An 18,419-nucleotide genomic window follows, 5' to 3' on the forward strand; every position below is an offset into this window, starting at 1 on the left:
GCGGCCTGCCCTCGCCGCGCGCCCAGGGCCCCGAGGTCATCGGCGTCCGCAAGGGCATGTTCGGCGCCGCGGAGGGCGGTGACACCAGCGGCTACGGCGGACTCGTCCGCACCGTGGCCCTGCCCGGCGCGACCGCCCGCCCGTACGGCTCCTACTTCGACGAGGTCGCCGACGAACTCGAAGGCGCCCTGGAGGAACAGGACCTCGTCCCCGAGAACGCCATCGAGAAGACGGTGGTCGACCGGGGCGAGCTCACCTTCCACATCGCCCGCGAGCACCTCGTACGCGTCGCGCGCACCCTGCGCGACGACCCCGCCCTGCGCTTCGAGCTCTGCACCGGGGTCTCCGGGGTCCACTTCCCCGGGGACAAGGGCCGCGAGCTGCACGCCGTGTACCACCTGCGCTCGCTCACCCACGGCCGGATCCTGCGCCTGGAGGTGTCCGTCCCGGACGCCGACCCGCACGTCCCCTCGCTCGTCTCCGTCTACCCGACCAACGACTGGCACGAGCGCGAGGCGTACGACTTCTTCGGCCTCGTCTTCGACGGGCACCCGGCCCTCACGCGGATCATGATGCCGGACGACTGGCAGGGCTTCCCGCAGCGCAAGGACTACCCGCTCGGCGGCATCCCCGTCGAGTACAAGGGCGCCCAGATCCCGGCTCCCGACCAGCGGAGGTCGTACAGCTGATGTCCCCCATCTCGAATGCAGCAGAGAACCACTCCTCCGCCCGCGAGACGACCGAGGGCACCGTCTACACCGTCACCGGCGGCGACTGGGACGAGATCGTCCAGTCGGCGGCCAAGGCCGACGACGAGCGGATCGTCGTCAACATGGGTCCGCAGCACCCGTCCACCCACGGTGTGCTCCGGCTGATCCTGGAGATCGACGGCGAGACGGTCACCGAGGCCCGCTGCGGCATCGGCTACCTCCACACCGGAATCGAGAAGAACCTCGAATTCCGCAACTGGACGCAGGGCACCACCTTCGTCACGCGCATGGACTACCTGACGCCGTTCTTCAACGAGACGGCGTACTGCCTCGGCGTCGAGAAGCTGCTCGGCATCACCGACCAGATCCCGGACCGCGCCACCGTCATCCGCGTCCTGCTGATGGAGCTGAACCGGCTCTCCTCCCACCTGGTGTGCATCGCCACCGGCGGCATGGAGCTGGGCGCGACCACGATCATGATCTACGGCTTCCGCGACCGCGAGCTGATCCTCGACATCTACGAGCTGATCACCGGTCTGCGCATGAACCACGCGTTCATCCGCCCCGGCGGCCTCGCGCAGGACCTGCCCCCGGGCGCCGTCGACCAGCTGCGCGAGTTCGTGAAGACCATGAAGAAGAACCTGCCGGAGTACGACAAGCTCGCCACCGGCAACCCCATCTTCAAGGCCCGCATGCAGGACGTCGGCTACCTCGACCTCGCCGGCTGCATGGCCCTCGGCGCCACCGGCCCGATCCTGCGCTCCGCCGGCCTGCCGCACGACCTGCGCAAGTCGGACCCGTACTGCGGCTACGAGGACTACGAGTTCGACGTGCCGACCACCGAGACCTGCGACTCCTACGGGCGGTTCCTGATCCGCCTGGAGGAGATGCGCCAGTCGCTGCGGATCGTCGAGCAGTGCCTGGAGCGGCTGGAGCCCGGCCCGGTCATGGTCGCCGACAAGAAGATCGCCTGGCCGGCGCAGCTGGCCATGGGCCCCGACGGCCTCGGCAACTCGCTCGACCACATCAGGAACATCATGGGCACCTCCATGGAGGCCCTCATCCACCACTTCAAGCTGGTGACCGAGGGCTTCCGGGTGCCGGCCGGGCAGGCGTACGCGGCGGTCGAGTCGCCCAAGGGCGAGCTCGGCGTGCACGTCGTCTCCGACGGCGGCACCCGCCCCTACCGGGTCCACTTCCGCGACCCGTCCTTCACCAACCTGCAGGCCATGGCAGCGATGTGCGAGGGCGGCCAGGTCGCCGACGTCATCGTCGCCGTCGCCTCCATCGACCCCGTGATGGGAGGCGTCGACCGATGACCGCCAGTCCTCAGAACCGAGGGGTCCAGCTGGGCATGCCCCAGCTGCCCGCCCCCGACTTCCCGGCAGAGGTACGGACACGCCTCGAAGCGGACGCGAAGGAAGTCGTCGCCCGCTACCCCGACAGCCGCTCCGCGCTGCTCCCGCTGCTGCACCTGTGCCAGTCGGAGGAGGGTTACGTCTCCAAGACCGGCATCCGCTTCTGCGCCGAGACGCTGGGGCTGACCACCGCCGAGGTCACGGCCGTCGCGACGTTCTACACGATGTACCGGCGCAAGCCGTCGGGCGACTACCAGGTCGGCGTCTGCACCAACACCCTGTGCGCGGTCATGGGAGGCGACGCCATCTTCGAGGAGCTCAAGGAGCACCTCGGGGTCGGCAACAACGAGACCACCGCCGACGGCAAGGTCACGCTGGAGCACATCGAGTGCAACGCGGCCTGCGACTACGCGCCCGTGGTGATGGTGAACTGGGAGTTCTTCGACAACCAGACCCCCGAGTCCGCCAAGGCCATGGTCGACGACCTGCTGGCCGGCCGCGAGGTCGCGCCGACCCGGGGCGCGCCGCTGTGCACGTACAAGGAGACCGCCCGGATCCTGGCCGGTTTCCCGGACGAGCGCGCCGGCGCGGTCGAGGCCACCGGCGGCGCCGGACCCGCCTCCCTGATCGGTCTGCGCATCGCCCGTGGCGAATCCCCGCACACCCCGATCGTGCACCCGCGCGGCGAGACCCGTACCGAGGGAGGGGAGTGATGAGCGTGTCCACCGAGCTCAGTAAGAACGGCACCAGCCCGGAGAAGCTGCTGGCCCCCGTCCTGTCGGCCTTCTGGGACGAGCCCCGGTCCTGGACGCTGGAGACCTACCGGCGCCACGGCGGCTACGAGGGCTTGCGCAAGGCCCTGGCGATGACGCCGGATGAAGTGATCGCCTACGTGAAGGACTCGGGTCTGCGCGGACGCGGCGGCGCGGGCTTCCCCACCGGCATGAAGTGGCAGTTCATCCCGCAGGGCGACGGGAAGCCGCACTACCTCGTCGTGAACGCCGACGAGTCGGAGCCGGGGACCTGCAAGGACATCCCCCTCCTCTTCGCCAACCCGCAATCCCTCATCGAGGGAATGATCATCGCCTGCTACGCGATCCGCTCGCAGCACGCCTTCATCTACCTGCGCGGCGAGGTCGTACCGGTCCTGCGGCGCCTGCACGAGGCGGTGCGCGAGGCGTACGAGGCCGGATACCTCGGCAAAGACATCCTCGGCAGCGGGCTCGACCTCGACATCACGGTGCACGCGGGCGCGGGCGCGTACATCTGCGGCGAGGAGACGGCGCTGCTCGACTCCCTCGAAGGCCGGCGCGGCCAGCCCCGGCTGCGTCCCCCCTTCCCTGCCGTCGAGGGGCTCTACGCGTGCCCCACTGTCGTCAACAACGTCGAGTCCATCGCCTCGGTTCCCGCGATCCTGAACAAGGGCAAGGACTGGTTCAAGGCGATGGGCACCGAGAAGTCCCCCGGCTTCACGCTGTACTCGCTCTCCGGGCACGTCGCCGGGCCCGGCCAGTACGAGGCCCCGCTCGGCATCACCCTGCGCCAGCTCCTCGACATGAGCGGCGGCATGCGGCCCGGGCACCGGCTGAAGTTCTGGACCCCCGGCGGCTCCTCCACCCCGATGTTCACCGACGAGCACCTCGACGTCCCCCTGGACTACGAGGGCGTGGGCGCCGCCGGCTCGATGCTCGGCACCAAGGCCCTCCAGTGCTTCGACGAGACCACCTGCGTGGTGCGGGCCGTCACCCGGTGGACCGAGTTCTACGCCCACGAGTCCTGCGGCAAGTGCACCCCCTGCCGCGAGGGCACCTACTGGCTGGTCCAGCTGCTGCGCGACATCGAGGCCGGCAAGGGCGTCATGTCCGACCTCGACAAGCTGAACGACATCGCCGACAACATCAACGGCAAGTCCTTCTGCGCGCTCGGCGACGGCGCGGCCAGCCCGATCTTCTCCTCGCTCAAGTACTTCCGCGAGGAGTACGAGCAGCACATCACGGGCAAGGGCTGCCCCTTCGACCCCAGGAAGTCGACCCTCTGGGCCGACACGGAGGTGAACGCATGACCGTCACCACTACGGCCGCCTCCGGGGGAGGAGCGGCCGTCCCGCCGGAGGACCTGGTCTCGCTGACCATCGACGGGGTCGAGCTCTCGGTGCCCAAGGGCACCCTCGTCATCCGCGCCGCCGAACAGCTCGGCATCGAGATCCCCCGGTTCTGCGACCACCCCCTCCTGCCCCCGGCCGGCGCCTGCCGCCAGTGCATCGTCGAGGTCGAGGGCCAGCGCAAGCCGATGGCCTCCTGCACCATCACCTGCACCGACGGCATGGTCGTCAAGACCCAGCTGACCTCCGAGGCCGCCGACAAGGCCCAGCGCGGGGTGATGGAGCTGCTGCTCATCAACCACCCGCTGGACTGCCCCGTCTGCGACAAGGGCGGCGAATGCCCGCTGCAGAACCAGGCGATGTCGCACGGCAACGCCGAATCCCGCTTCGAGGGCCGCAAGCGGACCTACGAGAAGCCCGTTCCGATCTCCACCCAGGTCCTCCTGGACCGGGAGCGGTGCGTGCTGTGCGCCCGCTGCACCCGCTTCTCCAACGAGATCGCCGGTGACCCGATGATCGAGCTGCTGGAACGCGGCGCGCTCCAGCAGGTCGGCACCGGCGAGGACGACCCCTTCGAGTCGTACTTCTCCGGCAACACCATCCAGATCTGCCCGGTCGGCGCCCTCACCTCGGCCGCGTACCGGTTCCGCTCCCGCCCCTTCGACCTCGTCTCCTCCCCGAGCGTGTGCGAGCACTGCGCGGGCGGCTGCGCGACCCGTACCGACCACCGCCGCGGCAAGGTCCTGCGGCGCCTCGCCGCGGAGGACCCCGAGGTCAACGAGGAGTGGATCTGCGACAAGGGCCGCTTCGGGTTCCGCTACGCGCAGCGCCCGGACCGGCTGACCACCCCGCTGGTGCGCAACGCCGCCGGGGTCCTGGAGCCGGCGAGCTGGCCCGAGGCCCTGGAGGCCGCGGCCGGCGGGCTCGCCGCCGCGCGCGGCCGGGCCGGGGTGCTCACCGGCGGGCGGCTCACCGTCGAGGACGCCTACGCGTACGCCAAGTTCGCCCGGGTGGTGCTCGACACCAACGACATCGACTTCCGAGCGCGCGTGCACAGCGCGGAGGAGGCCGACTTCCTGGCCGCCACCGTCGCCGGCACCGGCAAGGACCTCGACGGCGACGGTGTCACCTACACCTCGCTGGAGGCGGCGCCCGCGGTGCTGCTCGCCGGCATCGAGGCCGAGGAGGAGGCCCCGGGCGTCTTCCTGCGGCTGCGCAAGGCCCACCGCAGGTTCAAGCAGCGGACCTTCGCCCTCGCCCCCTTCGCCACCCGCGGGCTGGAGAAGGCCGGCGGCACCCTGCTCGCTGCCGCCCCCGGCACCGAGCCCGACTGGCTCGACGCGCTGTCCTCACGGACCGGCCTGGAGGCGGGCGGCGCCGAAGCCGCCGAGGCGCTGCGCGCGCCGGGCGCCGTCATCGTCGTGGGGGAGCGCCTCGCCGGCGTGCCCGGCGCGCTGACCGCCGCCGTCCGGGCGGCCGCCGCGACCGGGGCGAAGCTGGTGTGGATCCCGCGCCGGGCCGGGGAGCGGGCGGCCGTCGAGGCCGGCGCGCTGCCGTCCCTGCTGCCGGGCGGCCGTCCGGCCACCGACCCGCGGGCCCGTGACGAGGTCGCCACCGCCTGGGGCCTGGACGAACTCCCGCACCGCTACGGCCGCGACACCGGCCAGATCGTCGAGGCCGCGGCCACCCGGGAACTGTCCGCGCTGCTGGTCGCCGGCGTCGAGGTCACCGACCTGCCGGACCCGGCCCGCGCGCGGACCGCCCTGCAGGAGGCCTTCGTGGTCTCCCTGGAGCTGCGGCCCTCCGAGGTCACGGACCACGCGGACGTGGTCCTGCCGGTCGCCGCGGTCGCCGAGAAGGCGGGCGCGTTCATCAACTGGGAGGGCAGGGTCCGGCCGTTCGAGGCCGCGCTCAAGCCCGACCAGATGACCCGCCGGCTCGCCCCGGCCGACGCCCGCGTGCTGCACATGCTGGCCGACGCCGCCGACCGGCCGATCGCGCTGCCCGACGTGCACGCCGTACGCCGGGAGCTGGAGCGGCTCGGCCCCTGGGAGGGCGGCCTCGCCGCCGAGCAGTCCACCGAACCGGTGCCGCTGCCCCGTCCGGGCGTCGGCGAGGCGGTCCTCGCGGGCCACCGGCTCCTCCTCGACCAGGGCAGGCTCCAGGAGGGCGACGAGGCCCTGGCCGGCACCCGCCACGAGGCGAGCGCCCGGCTGTCGGCCGCCACGGCCGCCGAGTCGGGCGTCAAGGACGGCGACGTCCTCGCGGTCACCGGCCCCGCCGGCACCGTGGAACTCCCGCTGCGGATCACCGAGATGCCCGACCGCGTCGTCTGGCTCCCGCTGAACTCCACCGGCTCCGGCGTTCTCGCCGACGCCGGAGCCCGCCCGGGCACCCTCGTACGCATCGGCCCGGCGACCCCGGCCGGCGCAGGCGACACCACTGCGGAGGTGGGTGCGTGAACACCGTTCAACTCGCTGCCGAGGACCTGTCCCTCTTCGGACGGGACGTCTGGTGGCTCGTCGTCGTCAAGGCGGTGTTCTGCTTCGCCTTCCTGATGGTGACGGTGCTCTTCTCCATCGTGTGGGAGCGCAAGGTCGTCGCCTGGATGCAGCTGCGCATCGGCCCCAACCGGCACGGCCCCTGGGGCATGCTCCAGTCGCTCGCCGACGGCGTGAAGCTGATGCTCAAGGAAGACATCGTCGTCAAGCGGGCCGACAAGGTCGTCTACGTCCTGGCCCCGATCATCGCGGCGATCCCGGCCTTCATGGCCATCGCGGTGATCCCCTTCGGCCCGGCCGGCAACGAGGTCTCCATCTTCGGCCAGCGCACCTCGATGCAGCTGACCGACCTGCCCATCGCGATGCTCTACATCCTCGCGGTGGCCTCGGTCGGCATCTACGGCATCGTGCTGGCGGGCTGGTCCTCCGGTTCCACGTACCCGCTCCTGGGCGGTCTGCGCTCCTGCGCGCAGATGATCTCCTACGAGATCGCGATGGGCGCGGCCTTCGCCTCGGTCTTCCTCTACTCCGGGTCGATGTCGACCTCGGCGATCGTGGAGGCCCAGCAGGACCGCTGGTTCATCGTGCTGCTGCCGGTGTCCTTCATCATCTACGTCATCACGATGGTCGGCGAGACGAACCGCGCCCCCTTCGACATGCCGGAGTCCGAGGGCGACCTCGTCGGCGGCTTCAACACCGAGTACTCGTCCATCAAGTTCGCGCTGTTCATGCTGGCCGAGTACGTCAACATGGTCACCGTTTCGGCGGTCTCGGTCACCCTCTTCCTGGGCGGCTGGCGGGCCCCGTACCCGATCAGCTCCTTCTGGGAGGGCGCGAACCACGGCTGGTGGCCGCTGCTCTGGTTCGTCCTCAAGGTCCAGCTGCTCCTCTTCTTCTTCATCTGGCTGCGCGGCACGCTGCCGCGCGTGCGCTACGACCAGCTGATGAAGCTCGGCTGGAAGGTCCTGATCCCGGTCTCCGTGGTCTGGCTGATGATGGTCGCCACCGTCCGGGCCCTGCGCAACGAGTCGTACGAGATCGCGGACATCGCGCTCTACGTCGGCGGCGCCGTCGTGGCGATCCTGCTGCTCTCCTTCGTCGCCGACGTCTTCCGCGACAAGCGCGAGAAGGCGGCGGCCGCGGACGCCGCCCAGGACACCGCACCCTTCGATCCGCTGGCGGGCGGCTTCCCCGTACCGCCCAAGCCCGGCCAGCACCTGGCACCCGTACCGCGCAGGCGGCCCCGCAGCGAGCGGGAGCTGATCGTCAGTGGCGGGGCGAACACCGAAAGTGACCGAGAGGAGGGTGCTGAGAATGTCTGACGAGAAGTGGCAGAACCCGGTGGCCGGCTTCGGCGTGACCTTCAAGGCCATGTTCAAGAAGCGCCTCACCGAGCAGTACCCGGAGCAGCAGAAGACCACCGCCCCGCGCTTCCACGGACGGCACCAGCTCAACCGGCACCCCGACGGTCTGGAGAAGTGCATCGGGTGCGAGCTGTGCGCCTGGGCCTGTCCCGCCGACGCCATCTACGTGGAGGGCGCGGACAACACCGAGGAGGAGCGCTACTCCCCGGGTGAGCGCTACGGCCGGGTCTACCAGATCAACTACGCCCGCTGCATCCTGTGCGGGCTGTGCGTCGAGGCGTGCCCGACGCGTGCGCTGACGATGACGAACGAGTTCGAACTGGCCGACGCCAGCCGTGAGTCGCTCATCTACACCAAGGAGCAGCTGCTCGCTGGTCTGAGCGAGGGCATGGTCGAGGCCCCGCACTCGATCTTCCCCGGCACCGACGAGCAGGACTACTACCGCGGGCTGGTGACGGGCGCAGCCCCGGGCACCGTCCGGCAGGTGGCGGTCTCCAAGGGCGAGGAGCCGGCCGACGCCGCCGGCGGCAGCGCGGCGGAGGTGGGGGCATGAGCGCCGTCGCCGCGACCGTCACCTCCAGCGGTGAGGCCGTGCAGTTCTGGATCCTCGGCACGGTCGCCGTCATCGGCGCGCTGGCCACGATCCTCATGAAGAAGGCCGTGCACAGCGCACTCAGCCTCGCCGGGACGATGATCATCCTGGCCGTCTTCTACCTCGCCAACGGGGCGTACTTCCTGGGCGTCGTCCAGGTCATCGTCTACACCGGCGCGATCATGATGCTCTTCCTCTTCGTGGTCATGCTCGTCGGCGTCACCGCCGCCGACTCCCTGAAGGAGACCATCAAGGGGCAGCGCTGGATGGCCCTCCTGTGCGGGCTCGGCTTCGGCATCCTGCTGTTCGCCGGCATCGGCCACGCCGGGCTGAACCACTTCAACGGGCTCGGCCGGATCAACTCCGGCGGCCACGTCGAGGGTCTGGCGCAGCTGATCTTCACCAAGTACGTCTTCGCCTTCGAGATCACCGGCGCGCTGCTGATCACCGCGGCCGTCGGCGCGATGGTGCTCACCCACCGGGAGCGCACCGAACGGGCCGCGACCCAGCGCGAACTGGCCGAGCGCCGCGTACGCGAGGGCGTGCAGCTCCCGCCGCTGCCCGCGCCCGGCGTCTACGCCCGGCACAACGCGGTGGACGTTCCCGGTCTGCTGCCGGACGGCACACCGTCCGAGCTGACGGTCAGCAAGACGCTGCGCGCCCGCGGCCAGATCCGCGACGTCTCCGGCGAGGCGCTCGACGACCTCAAGGCGCTGGAACAGCGTTCCGCGGAGCGCCTCGGCCGTGAGGAGGCCTCGAAGTGAATCCGGTCAACTACCTGTACCTGGCGGCCCTGCTGTTCACCATCGGTGCCGTCGGCGTACTCATCCGCAAGAACGCGATCGTGCTGTTCATGTGCATCGAGCTGATGCTCAACGCCTGCAACCTCGCCTTCGTCGCGTTCTCCCGGATGCACGGCAACCTCGACGGCCAGATCATCGCCTTCTTCACGATGGTCGTAGCCGCCGCGGAGGTCGTGGTCGGCCTGGCGATCATCGTGTCGCTGTTCCGTACCCGCCACTCGGCCTCGGTCGACGACGCCAGCCTGATGAAGCTGTAAGGGGTCGCTGTGGAGAACCTGATTGCGCTGCTGATCGCGGCGCCCCTGCTCGGAGCGGTGGTGCTGCTCTGCGGCGGCCGTCGCCTCGACAGGACCGGCCACTGGATCGGGACGCTGCTCGCGGCCGTCTCGTTCGGCATCGGCGTCGCACTGTTCGCCGACATGCTGGGGCGCAGCGCCGACGAACGGACGCTGACGCAGAACCTGTACACGTGGATCCCCGTCGAGGGCTTCCAGGCGGACATGGCCTTCCAGCTGGACCAGCTGTCCATGACCTTCGTCCTGCTGATCTCCGGCGTCGGCACGCTCATCCACGTGTACTCGATCGGGTACATGGAGCACGACGAGCGCCGCCGCCGGTTCTTCGGCTATCTGAACCTGTTCGTCGCGGCCATGCTGCTGTTGGTCCTCGCCGACAACTACCTGCTGCTGTACTTCGGCTGGGAGGGCGTGGGCCTCGCCTCGTACCTGCTGATCGGCTTCTGGCAGCACAAGCCCAGCGCGGCCACGGCCGCGAAGAAGGCCTTCCTGGTCAACCGCGTCGGCGACATGGGTCTGTCGATCGCGATCATGCTGATGTTCACCACGTTCGGGACCTTCGCCTTCGGATCGGTGTTCGGCGCGGTGGGGGAGGCCTCCGAGGGCCAGCTCACCGCCATCGGTCTGATGCTGCTGCTGGCGGCCTGCGGCAAGTCCGCACAGGTGCCGCTGCAGTCCTGGCTCGGGGACGCGATGGAGGGCCCGACCCCGGTCTCGGCCCTGATCCACGCGGCGACGATGGTGACCGCCGGCGTCTACCTGATCGTCCGCTCCGGCGCCGTCTTCAACGCGGCGCCCGACGCCCAGCTGGTCGTGGTCGTCGTGGGCGCGGTCACGCTGCTCTTCGGTGCGATCGTCGGTTGCGCGAAGGACGACATCAAGAAGGCCCTGGCGGGCTCGACGATGTCGCAGATCGGCTACATGATCCTCGCCGCGGGCCTCGGCCCGATCGGCTACGTCTTCGCGATCATGCACCTGGTGACGCACGGCTTCTTCAAGGCGGGTCTCTTCCTCGGCGCGGGTTCCGTGATGCACGGGATGAACGACGAGGTCGACATGCGCAAGTACGGGGGCCTGCGGAAGTACATGCCGGTCACCTTCGTCACCTTCGGCCTCGGCTACCTGGCGATCATCGGCTTCCCGGGGCTGTCCGGCTTCTTCTCCAAGGACATGATCATCGAGGCGGCGTTCGCGAAGGGCGGCACCGAGGGCTGGATCCTCGGCGGGGTCACCCTGCTGGGCGCCGGCATCACCGCCTTCTACATGACCCGCGTCATGCTCCTCACCTTCTTCGGTGAGAAGCGCTGGCAGCCGGACGCGGAAGGGCACGAGCCGCACCCGCACGAGTCCCCGAAGTCCATGACGATCCCGATGGTCATCCTGGCCTTCGGCTCGGTCTTCGCCGGCGCCTTCTTCGAGATCGGCGAGCGCTTCCTGACCTGGCTGGAGCCCGTCACCGGCTACGAGCACGGCAACCCGCCGGTCAGCGCCATGACGGTCACCGCGGCCACCATGGTGATGCTCCTCGTCGGCGTCGGCATCGCCTGGGGGATGTACGGGCGCAAGCCCGTACCGGTCCTCGCCCCGCGCGGCTCCTTCCTCACCCGGGCGGCCCGCCGCGACCTCTACCAGGACGACTTCAACCATGTGGTGCTGGTGCGCGGCGGGGAGCACCTGACCCGCTCCCTCGTGTACGTCGACCACAGCCTGGTCGACGGCGTGGTCAACGGGACGGCCGCCTCGGTCGGCGGCCTCTCGGGCCGCCTGCGCAAGCTGCAGAACGGCTACGCCCGCAGCTACGCGGTCTCGATGTTCGGGGGCACGGCGATCCTCATCGCCGCGACCCTGCTGATGAGGGCGGTGTGACATGAACTTCCCGCTTCTGACGGTCACGGCCGCGGTGCCCGCGGTCGGCGCGATCCTCACGGCGGCCGTCCCGGCCGCCCGCCGGACCGCCGCCAAGTGGCTCGCGCTGTTCTTCTCACTGGCGACACTGGCCCTGGCCGTGCTCATCGCCATCCGCTTCGAACCCGGTGGCGACCGCTACCAGCTCACCGAATCCCGGCCCTGGATCGCCGACTTCGGCGTCCGCTACGAGCTGGGCGTGGACGGGATCGGCGTGGTCCTCATCGGACTCACCGCGCTCCTGATCCCCTTCGTGATCGCGGCCGGCTGGCACGACGCCGACCCGCTGGAGACCAGCTCCAAGCGCTGGCGCCCGACCCAGGGCTTCTTCGCCCTGATCCTCATGGTCGAGGCGATGGTGATCATCTCCTTCGAGGCCACCGACGTCTTCCTCTTCTACATCTTCTTCGAAGCCATGCTCATCCCGATGTACTTCCTCATCGGCGGCTTCGGGGACCGGGCGCACTCGGGCAGTGACGAGAACGCGGCCGCGCAGCGCAGCTACGCGGCGGTCAAGTTCCTCCTCTACAACCTGGTCGGCGGCCTGATCATGCTGGCCGCCGTCATCGGCCTGTACGTGGTCGCCGGGAACTTCTCGCTCCAGGAGATCACCGCCGCCCGGGCCGCGGGCACCCTCGACATGGCGACCAACACCGAGCGGCTGCTGTTCCTCGGCTTCTTCTTCGCCTTCGCGGTGAAGGCCCCGCTGTGGCCGCTGCACACCTGGCTGCCGAACGCGATGGGCGAGTCCACCGCCCCGGTCGCCGTACTGATCACCGCGGTCGTCGACAAGGTCGGCACCTTCGCGATGCTCCGCTTCTGCCTCGGGCTCTTCCCCGAGGCCAGCAAGTGGGCCACGCCGGTGATCCTCGTGCTCGCCCTGATCTCCATCGTCTACGGGGCGCTCGTGGCCGTCGGCCAGCGGGACATCAAGCGGCTGGTGGCCTACGCCTCCATCTCGCACTTCGGCTTCATCATCCTGGGCATCTTCGCGATGACTTCCCAGGGCCAGTCCGGTGCCACCCTCTACATGGTCAACCACGGCCTGTCGACGGCGGCGCTGATGCTGGTGGCCGGCTTCCTGATCTCGCGGCGCGGCTCGCGGCTCATCGCCGACTACGGCGGCGTCCAGAAGGTGGCCCCGGTCCTCGCCGGGACCTTCCTCATCGGCGGTCTCGCCACCCTCTCGCTGCCGGGTCTCGCGCCCTTCGTCAGTGAATTCCTGGTCCTGGTCGGCACGTTCGCCCGCTACCCGGTCATCGGGATCATCGCCACCATCGGCATCGTGCTGGCCGCGCTCTACACGCTCGTCCTCTACCAGCGCACGATGACCGGCCCCGTGAAGGAGGAGGTCCGCACCATGCCGGACCTGCGCCTGCGCGAGGTGCTCGTGGTCGCCCCGCTGATCGCGCTGCTGATCGGGCTGGGCGTCTACCCGAAGGTCCTCACCGACATCGTCAACCCGGCGGTGGAACACACCATGTCGGACGTGAAGCAGACGGACCCGAAGCCCGAGGTCGCCGTCGAAGCCAAGAACGGGGAGGAGGCGAAGTGAGCACACTGACTTCCGCCCACAGCCTGTGGACACTGGCGGCCGACACACCGGCCGACCGGATCCCGGCGCCGACCATCGAGTACGCGCAGCTCGCTCCCACCCTGATCGTGGTGGGCGCGGCGGTCGTCGGGATCCTCGTGGAGGCCTTCGTGCCCCGCAGGTTCCGCTACTACGTACAGGTGTTCCTCGCGTTCGCCGCGCTGGCCTCGGCCTTCGCCGCGGTGGTCGGCCTCGCCGCCGGCGGGTACGGCTCGACCAAGGCCCACATCGCCGCGATGGGCGCCATCGCCGTGGACGGCCCCGCGCTCTTCCTGCAGGGCACCATCCTGCTGGCCTCGGTCGTCGCGGTCTTCACCTTCGCCGAGCGGCGCCTGGACCCGGCCGCGCACGGCAACCGGGTGGACTCCTTCGCCGCGCAGGCGGCGTCGGTGCCGGGCAGCGACAGCGAGAAGGCCGCCGTCAAGGCCGGGTTCACCACCACCGAGGTGTTCCCGCTGGCCCTGTTCGCGATCGCCGGCATGCTGATCTTCCCGGCGGCCAACGACCTGCTGACCCTGTTCGTCGCCCTGGAGGTCTTCTCCCTCCCGCTGTACCTGCTCTGCGCCGTCGCCCGCCGCCAGCGGCTGATGTCGCAGGAGGCCGCGGTGAAGTACTTCCTGCTGGGTGCCTTCTCCTCCGCCTTCCTCCTCTTCGGCATCGCGCTGCTCTACGGCTACGCGGGCTCGGTGTCGTACGCGGTGATCGCCGACGTGGTCGACGGCACGATCACGAAGATCGATCCGGCGCTGGCCGGCACCATGGGCAATGACGTGCTGCTGCTGATGGGCGGTGCGCTGATCCTGACGGGCCTGCTGTTCAAGGTCGGTGCGGTGCCGTTCCACATGTGGACCCCGGACGTCTACCAGGGCGCCCCGACCCCGGTCACCGGCTTCATGGCGGCCGCGACCAAGGTGGCCGCGTTCGGCGCCCTGCTGCGGCTGCTGTACGTGGTCCTGCCGGGGCTGCGCTGGGACTGGCGCCCGGTGATGTGGGCGGTGGCGATCGTCACGATGCTGGCGGGTGCGGTGATCGCCGTGACCCAGACGGACGTCAAGCGGCTCCTGGCGTACTCCTCCGTGGCGCATGCCGGCTTCATCCTGGCCGGTGTGATCGCGACGTCGGCGGAGGGCGTGCAGTCCGTCCTCTTCTACCTGGCCGCCTACTCCTTCGTGACGATCGGCGCGTTCGCGGTGGTCACGCTGGTGCGCGACGCGGGCGGGGAGGCGACGCACCTGTCCAAGTGGGCAGGCCTGGGCCGGCGTTCACCGCTGACGGCGGCCGTCTTCGCGGTGTTCCTGCTGGCCTTCGCGGGCATCCCGCTGACGTCGGGCTTCACGGGCAAGTTCGCCGTCTTCAGCGCGGCGGCGGAGGGCGGCGCAGGCGCGCTGGTCGTGATCGGTGTCCTGTCGTCCGCGATCGCCGCGTTCTTCTACATCCGGGTGATCGTCCTGATGTTCTTCAGCGAGCCGAAGGCCGACGGCCCGACGGTGGCCGTCCCCTCGCCGCTGACGATGACGACCATCGCGGTGGGCGTCGCGGTCACCCTGGTGCTGGGCCTGGCGCCGCAGTACTTCCTGGAACTGGCGGGACAGGCGAGCACCTTCGTCCGGTGACCGGTCTGCCGCACGCGACAGGGCCCGGCCCCTTCGGGGGGCCGGGCCCTGTGGCATCACTCGGGGCGCCCGCGCCCTACCGCGCCGGCACGGCCTAGTGGCCGTGCGCGTGGGCGGCGGGCGGCTTGCCCGGGGTGGGGGCCTTCTTCGGGCAGGTCAGGGCCGTGTTCCAGTTGTGGAAGCGGCCGGCCGGGTTCTCCTTGTACGCCCACAGGTGCAGGTCGTAGTGCTTGGGCATGCCCGCCCAGTGGCCCGGCATGGGGCCGTCGAAGGGCAGGCCGAACATGCTCGGCCGGTCGTCGGAGGTCTTCAGGTCCTGGTCCCGGTCGGTGGACATCCACTCCACCGTCTCCAGCCGACGGCGGCCGTTCTTGTCCTTCTCCCGGCTGTAGAGGAGCGCCGTCGGCCTGGCCGGGTCCTTCGAACCCCAGTTGGCCTGCTTGACGTAGTGGTAGTTCATGGCGCCCACCCCGAACGGGTTCGTCATGCACTCCTCGCCCTTCGGGACGTACCCGTCCCTGATGGCCACCCGCTCGTCCGCGTACTTGGCCGTCGCCGCGATCGCCGTCGCCATGTCCCGCATGGCCTTCGTGTTGCGCGGGTCGGGCGCGGGACCCTCGACCCCGTGGGCCGGGGCGACGGCGGTCAGGCCGAGCGTCACGGCGGCCGCGCAGGTGACGAGGGTCCTCAGGCTGCGTACGGTCATGGGGCGGCTCCTCGCGGTGGGGGTACGGGGTACGGGTTCCCGCGTCCGTCCACCATCCCGGCCCGCCCCGCGCGCCGCACGCGGCGCGCCTCCGAACGGGGGCCCCGGCCCCCGGCGGACACCGCCGGTCAGGCGCGGGCCGCGTACGCCCGGACGTCCGCGTCGGGGTCGCCGACCGCCGTGGCGAGGGCCGCCCGGGCCTCCGCCGATTCCCGGTGGGCCAGCAGCGCCAGCACCGCCGCCTTGCGGACGTCCGCGTCGGTGTCGGCCAGCGCCTTCGCCAGGGCCGGTACGGCCGTCTCCGCGACGGCCGCCGACAGCCCGGCCGCCGCCCCCGCGCGCACCTGCCAGGCCGGATCGGCCAGGGCCGCCACCGCGGTACGGGCGTACCCGTCCGGGCAGCCCACCGAGGCCAGCGCACCCAGCGCCGCCCCCCGCACCAGCGGGTCGGCGTCCGAGAGCAGCGGGTCCAGCGGCGCCGGCGCCGGATCGCGCACCGCGGCCAGGCCCTTGGCGACCGCCACCCGGACCTCACGGGCCGGGTCCCCGGCCGCCGCGGCCAGCTCCGCCGCCGCGTCCACGGACACCAGACCCCGCACCGCGTGGATCCGTACGTCCACCTCGGCGTCCGCGAGCGCGGCCGCGTACAGCCCGGCATCTCCCAGCCGCAGCGCCCGCAGCGCCTCCAGCGCGGCCGCGCGCACCGCCGCGTCCGGCACCGCGAGGGCCGCCCGCAGCCCGGCCGCAAGGCCGGGATCGCCCGGCAGGACCTCCAGCAGCTCCCGCAGCGCCCCCGCCGCGGCCGCCCGTACCGCGGGGTCGCCGTCCGCGAGCCGGGCCGCCAGCGCCGGTCCGGCCCCGGCCGGCACGGTCTCGCCGAGCGCGGCCACCGCGGCACCCCGCACGGCCGGATCCGCGTCGGTCAGGTACGGGTGGAGGGCGGCGAGGTCCGGGGACTCCTCGGCGAGCGCGAGGAGTTCGAGGATCCGCGGCGAGGAGCCGGCGGCAGTCCCGGCGGCTCCGGCGGTGCCGGCCGCGGTGGTTCCGGCGGACGTCGCCGCGGGTGCCGAGCCCGTCCGCGCCGCCGGAGGAGTACGCCGGGGACCGGCCGTTGCCACCGGCACCAGTTCGACCTCGCCCAGGTGCCGTTCGGGACCGCCCACCGGGGTGAAATCGTCCACCGGCACCAGGTAGGGCTCCACCGGCCGCGCGGTGAACTCCATCCCCCCCGAAGCCGACTTGCGCAGGTCCAGGTGGTGCAGCCAGCCCGCGTCGTCCCGCTGCGGATGGTCGGTCCGCTCGTGGTAGAGACCCCAGCGCGACTCCGTCCGGGCCAGCGATGCCCGGGCGGCCATCTCCGCGCAGTCCCGGATGAAGGACACCTCCGCGCACCGCATCAGCTCGTGCGCGGTGGTGGCGCCCATCTCCTCGATCTCGCCGGTCATCCGGTCGAAGGCCTCCACGGCGAGGGACAGCTTCGCGCCCGTCTTCGGCGGGGCCACGTAGTCGTTCACGAACCGCCGCAGCTTGTACTCCACCTGCGGCTGCGGCGGCCCGTCCGGATGGCGCAGCGGCCGGTAGATCAGCTCGTGCGCGGCCGCCAGCTGCCCCGCGGGCAGCTCGCCCTCGTACGGGGAGTACCGGGCGGCGTCCGCGCCCGCCAGATCACCGAAGACGAACGCGCCGATCATGTAGTTGTGCGGTACGGAGGCCAGGTCACCGGCCGCGTACAGCCGCGGGACGGTGGTGCGGGCGTTGTCGTCGACGCGGACGCCCGAGGCCGAGTGGCCGCCGCACAGGCCGATCTCCGAGATGTGCATCTCGATGTCGTGGGTGCGGTAGTCGTGGCCGCGGTTCGCGTGGAAGGTGCCGCGGGTCGGCCGCTCCGTGGTGTGCAGGATCGATTCGAGGGAGGCCACCGACTCCTCCGGCAGGTGGCTGAGCTTCAGGAACACCGGGCCGCGGTCGGAGGCGAGTTCGGCCGCGAACTCCGCCATCATCTGCCCCGACCAGTAGTCGGAGTCCACGAACCGCTCGCCGTGCCGGTTGACCTGGTAGCCGCCGAACGGGTTCGCGACGTACGCGCACGCCGGACCGTTGTAGTCCTTGATGAGCGGGTTGATCTGGAAGCATTCGATCCCGGTCAGCGCGGCGCCCGCGTGGTACGCCATGGCGTAGCCGTCACCGGCGTTCGTCGGGTTCTCGTACGTGCCGTACAGGTAGCCCGACGCCGGGAGGCCGAGCCGCCCGCAGGGGCCGGTCGCCAGGACCACCGCCCCGGCGCGCACGGTCACGAACGCACCGGTACGGGTGTTGAAGGCGGCCGCGCCGATCGCCCGGCCGTCGTCTGGCGCGGTGAGGACCCGGACCGGCATCACCCGGTTCTCGATCCGGATCAGCTCGCGCATCTCCCGGCGCCGCAGCTGCCGGTACAGCACCTTCTTGACGTCCTTGCCCTCGGGCATGGGCAGCACGTACGAGCCCGAGCGGTGGACCTGGCGCACCGCGTACTCGCCGTGCTCGTCCTTCTCGAACTTCACCCCGTACGACTCCAGGCGCTGCACCATAGCGAAGCCGCGGGTGGCCGTCTGCCGCACCGTGGACTGGTCGACGACGCCGTCGTTGGCGCGGGTGATCTCGGCGACGTAGTCGTCGGGCTCGGCGCGGCCGGGGACGACCGCGTTGTTGACCCCGTCCATGCCCATGGCGAGGGCGCCGGAGTGGCGGACGTGCGCCTTCTCCAGCAGCAGCACGCGCGCCCCGCGCTCGGCGGCGGTCAGCGCCGCCATCGTGCCGGCGGTGCCGCCGCCGATGACGAGGACGTCGCAGGAGAGTTCCTCGGCGTCGCCGATCGCGGGGATGTCCATGGTGCGGCC

14 protein-coding genes are annotated in these 18,419 nt (G+C 71.0%); 12 read left to right on the top strand and 2 right to left on the bottom strand.

What is annotated here, in order from left to right:
• The first annotated feature begins 5 nt into the window (after positions 1 to 5).
• Genes IH80_RS0108315 through nuoN form a run of 12 tightly spaced genes read left to right on the top strand, consistent with a single transcriptional unit; the run spans position 6 to position 14,837 of the window.
• Complete coding sequence (locus IH80_RS0108315; RefSeq protein WP_030958913.1) at positions 6 to 689, top strand: NADH-quinone oxidoreductase subunit C; 684 nt, start codon at positions 6 to 8, stop codon at positions 687 to 689.
• Complete coding sequence (locus IH80_RS0108320; RefSeq protein WP_030958914.1) at positions 689 to 2,029, top strand: NADH-quinone oxidoreductase subunit D; 1,341 nt, start codon at positions 689 to 691, stop codon at positions 2,027 to 2,029. The genes IH80_RS0108315 and IH80_RS0108320 overlap by 1 nt, the downstream gene beginning before the upstream one ends.
• Positions 2,026 to 2,781, top strand: a complete 756-nt coding sequence (gene nuoE / locus IH80_RS0108325) for an NADH-quinone oxidoreductase subunit NuoE (protein WP_078906386.1) — start codon at positions 2,026 to 2,028, stop codon at positions 2,779 to 2,781. Before IH80_RS0108320 ends, nuoE begins: the two co-directional genes overlap by 4 nt.
• Positions 2,781 to 4,130: an NADH-quinone oxidoreductase subunit NuoF gene (nuoF, locus tag IH80_RS0108330; RefSeq protein ID WP_030958918.1), complete on the top strand. Its 1,350-nt coding sequence runs from the start codon at positions 2,781 to 2,783 to the stop codon at positions 4,128 to 4,130. The genes nuoE and nuoF overlap by 1 nt, the downstream gene beginning before the upstream one ends.
• Positions 4,127 to 6,631 carry an NADH-quinone oxidoreductase subunit G gene (locus IH80_RS0108335; RefSeq protein WP_030958919.1) on the top strand — a complete coding sequence of 835 codons (2,505 nt, stop codon included), beginning with the start codon at positions 4,127 to 4,129 and terminating at the stop codon, positions 6,629 to 6,631. Before nuoF ends, IH80_RS0108335 begins: the two co-directional genes overlap by 4 nt.
• Positions 6,628 to 7,992, top strand: coding sequence for an NADH-quinone oxidoreductase subunit NuoH (gene nuoH, locus IH80_RS0108340; RefSeq protein ID WP_030958921.1), 1,365 nt, complete (start codon positions 6,628 to 6,630; stop codon positions 7,990 to 7,992). Before IH80_RS0108335 ends, nuoH begins: the two co-directional genes overlap by 4 nt.
• Positions 7,985 to 8,587, top strand: coding sequence for an NADH-quinone oxidoreductase subunit NuoI (nuoI, locus tag IH80_RS0108345; protein WP_030958922.1), 603 nt, complete (start codon positions 7,985 to 7,987; stop codon positions 8,585 to 8,587). The genes nuoH and nuoI overlap by 8 nt, the downstream gene beginning before the upstream one ends.
• Entirely contained in the window at positions 8,584 to 9,390 is an 807-nt protein-coding gene (locus IH80_RS0108350) for an NADH-quinone oxidoreductase subunit J (protein WP_030958923.1), read from the top strand. Before nuoI ends, IH80_RS0108350 begins: the two co-directional genes overlap by 4 nt.
• Positions 9,387 to 9,686 carry an NADH-quinone oxidoreductase subunit NuoK gene (nuoK, locus tag IH80_RS0108355; RefSeq protein ID WP_030958925.1) on the top strand — a complete coding sequence of 100 codons (300 nt, stop codon included), beginning with the start codon at positions 9,387 to 9,389 and terminating at the stop codon, positions 9,684 to 9,686. Before IH80_RS0108350 ends, nuoK begins: the two co-directional genes overlap by 4 nt.
• A gap of 9 nt (positions 9,687 to 9,695) precedes the next feature.
• Positions 9,696 to 11,591 (top strand): NADH-quinone oxidoreductase subunit L, encoded by a 1,896-nt coding sequence (nuoL, locus tag IH80_RS0108360; protein WP_030958928.1) that lies wholly within the window; start codon positions 9,696 to 9,698, stop codon positions 11,589 to 11,591.
• Position 11,592: 1 nt separating this feature from the next.
• Positions 11,593 to 13,185 (top strand): NADH-quinone oxidoreductase subunit M, encoded by a 1,593-nt coding sequence (locus tag IH80_RS0108365; protein WP_030958929.1) that lies wholly within the window; start codon positions 11,593 to 11,595, stop codon positions 13,183 to 13,185.
• Between the two features lie 5 nt (positions 13,186 to 13,190).
• Complete coding sequence (gene nuoN, locus IH80_RS0108370) at positions 13,191 to 14,837, top strand: NADH-quinone oxidoreductase subunit NuoN (protein WP_420708768.1); 1,647 nt, start codon at positions 13,191 to 13,193, stop codon at positions 14,835 to 14,837.
• 94 nt (positions 14,838 to 14,931) lie between these two features.
• Here nuoN and IH80_RS0108375 read toward each other — a convergent pair whose 3' ends face one another.
• Together IH80_RS0108375 and IH80_RS0108380 are read right to left on the bottom strand one after the other, a co-directional pair.
• Positions 14,932 to 15,543: a hypothetical protein gene (locus tag IH80_RS0108375; protein ID WP_030958932.1), complete on the bottom strand. Its 612-nt coding sequence runs from the start codon at positions 15,541 to 15,543 to the stop codon at positions 14,932 to 14,934.
• Positions 15,544 to 15,671: 128 nt separating this feature from the next.
• Complete coding sequence (locus IH80_RS0108380; RefSeq protein WP_030958934.1) at positions 15,672 to 18,410, bottom strand: fumarate reductase/succinate dehydrogenase flavoprotein subunit; 2,739 nt, start codon at positions 18,408 to 18,410, stop codon at positions 15,672 to 15,674.
• Between the last annotated feature and the right edge of the window lie 9 nt (positions 18,411 to 18,419).

Source organism: Streptomyces sp. NRRL S-378, assembly GCF_000720645.1.
GTDB lineage: Bacteria > Actinomycetota > Actinomycetes > Streptomycetales > Streptomycetaceae > Streptomyces.